The organism is Dokdonella sp. (assembly GCF_049593775.1).
Lineage (GTDB): Bacteria > Pseudomonadota > Gammaproteobacteria > Xanthomonadales > Rhodanobacteraceae > Dokdonella.
The window spans coordinates 1-1,806 of record NZ_JBAWHJ010000009.1 but is presented as its reverse complement, the minus strand read 5'-3'; the positions used below and the strand labels follow the sequence as shown (position 1 = coordinate 1,806).

1 protein-coding gene is annotated in these 1,806 nt (G+C 59.1%); it reads left to right on the top strand.

Translation table 11 applies throughout. From position 1 onward, the window contains the following. Positions 1–232: 232 nt before the first annotated feature. On the top strand, positions 233–1,806 hold a 1,574-nt coding region (locus tag WBP53_RS00190), incomplete at its 3' end, for a GAF domain-containing protein (protein ID WP_423924735.1).

Here is a 1,806-nt window from a genome sequence, read left to right as displayed (position 1 = left end):
CGCTTGCACCGATCAATCGATCACGCTGGATCAGACACGGGCGAACAATTGCTGTGTGTGGAGCCGCCTGCTGTTTGCCAACACACTTGCCAGACAGCAGGTAGCAGCGCAAGCGGCCTGATCCTTGCAGGGCATTTTGGAATGCATCCAGCCAACCAGAACGCGTGAAAGCATCCATACATCGGGACGCCAAGCCGAAGCGATGATAGGGTTCACCTCAAGGGGGAATCATGTGAGCAGGCTGGCAGAATTCTTGCGCCCGCAGAATCCGATTCGGGCGCTGACGCTTGAATTGCTTCCCCATGCCCAGGAGTTGCTGCAGTGCAACGGCATTGATGCTCTCCGTGTCCGGATCGAACACCTCGCGCGCGATCAGACCGCCTGCACAGGGGCAATGCTGGAACTCGACATCCCGGAATCTGGCGCAATCGATTCGACGAATCAGGATCCGGAAACCCGCCTGTCCATCGAACTGGCGAATGGGCGGGCAGTTCTGCAGCTGACATTCAATGCCGGGGACATGGAAGATCGTGAATGGACGGAAGCCAACTGCGCCTGGATCGACTGGGCAGACCATTGCCTTCGCGAATCCCTGCACACCCGCAATCTGCTGAGCGAGCTGAGATCCGCGCGCAGTGATGAGCGCTTGCAACAGGCGCTCTACCAGATCGCCAACCTTTCCTACTCCAATATAGACCTCACGGAAATGCTCGCGCGGGTGCACGAAGCCGTGGGCCAACTAACCTATGCCGAGAATTTCTTTGTCGCGTTTTACGACGATGTGGATGACATCATCCGATTTCCGTACTACGTCGATTCTGATGACAGAACGGCTCCCGATTCTCCGATCGAATTTCGTGCCCATGAATATCCGGACAGCCTGACCCTGGCGGTGGCCCATCAGGGCCGCTCCCTGATGGGGCCGTCGGAGCAGCTTCGCAAGCAGCTCGGGCTCGGCGACGACCCCCGCCTCGGTCCCGAGTGCATCGACTGGCTCGGCGTACCGATGCTCGAGGGCGAACGCGTCAGGGGTGCGGTTGTCGTGCAGAGCTACGATGTCAATCGCCGGTACACCGAGGATGATCGACGACTGCTTGCATTCGTCGCCCAGCACGTACTTTCGGCGGTATCGCGCAAACAGGCGCGCGATGATCTCGAGCTCGAAGTGTCACGCAGAACCACCGAGCTGGCCGAAACCAATATTGCCCTGCGCGAAGAAGTCGCAGAGCGTCAACGCGCGCAGCGCATGCAGGCGGCTCTTTACAGGATTACGGAGCTCGCCAGCGAGAGTCCGCGCATGGACGAGTTCTATGTCGGCGTCCACGAAACCGTTGCGGAGTTGCTGAATGCGCGCAACTTCTTCATCTCCCTGCTCTCGGACGATGGTGCGGAACTGAAGTTACCCTACTATGCCGACGAGCATGACAAGCCCATGCCCAATCGACAGCTGACCAACGGCATTACCGAGTGGGTTCTGCGCAATCGTCGACCATTGCTGGCAACCGAAACAGAGATTCGCGGCCTGATCGATGCCGGCGAAATGGTCGTGTTCGGTACGCTGCCGAAGTGCTGGCTGGGCGTACCCCTGCTGCTTGACGAACGTGCGGTGGGCGTCATGGTCGTGCAGAGCTATGTGGCGGAATCCGACTATGGACAAGCCGAGCAGGACATCCTGCAGTTCGCTTCCTTTCACATAGCTACGGCGCTGCAGCGCGTGCGTTCACAGGAGCGCCTCGTACAAGCCTATTCCGATCTTGAGGTTCGCGTCGAGGAGCGCACCGAAGAGCTGAAGCTCACGAACAAGGA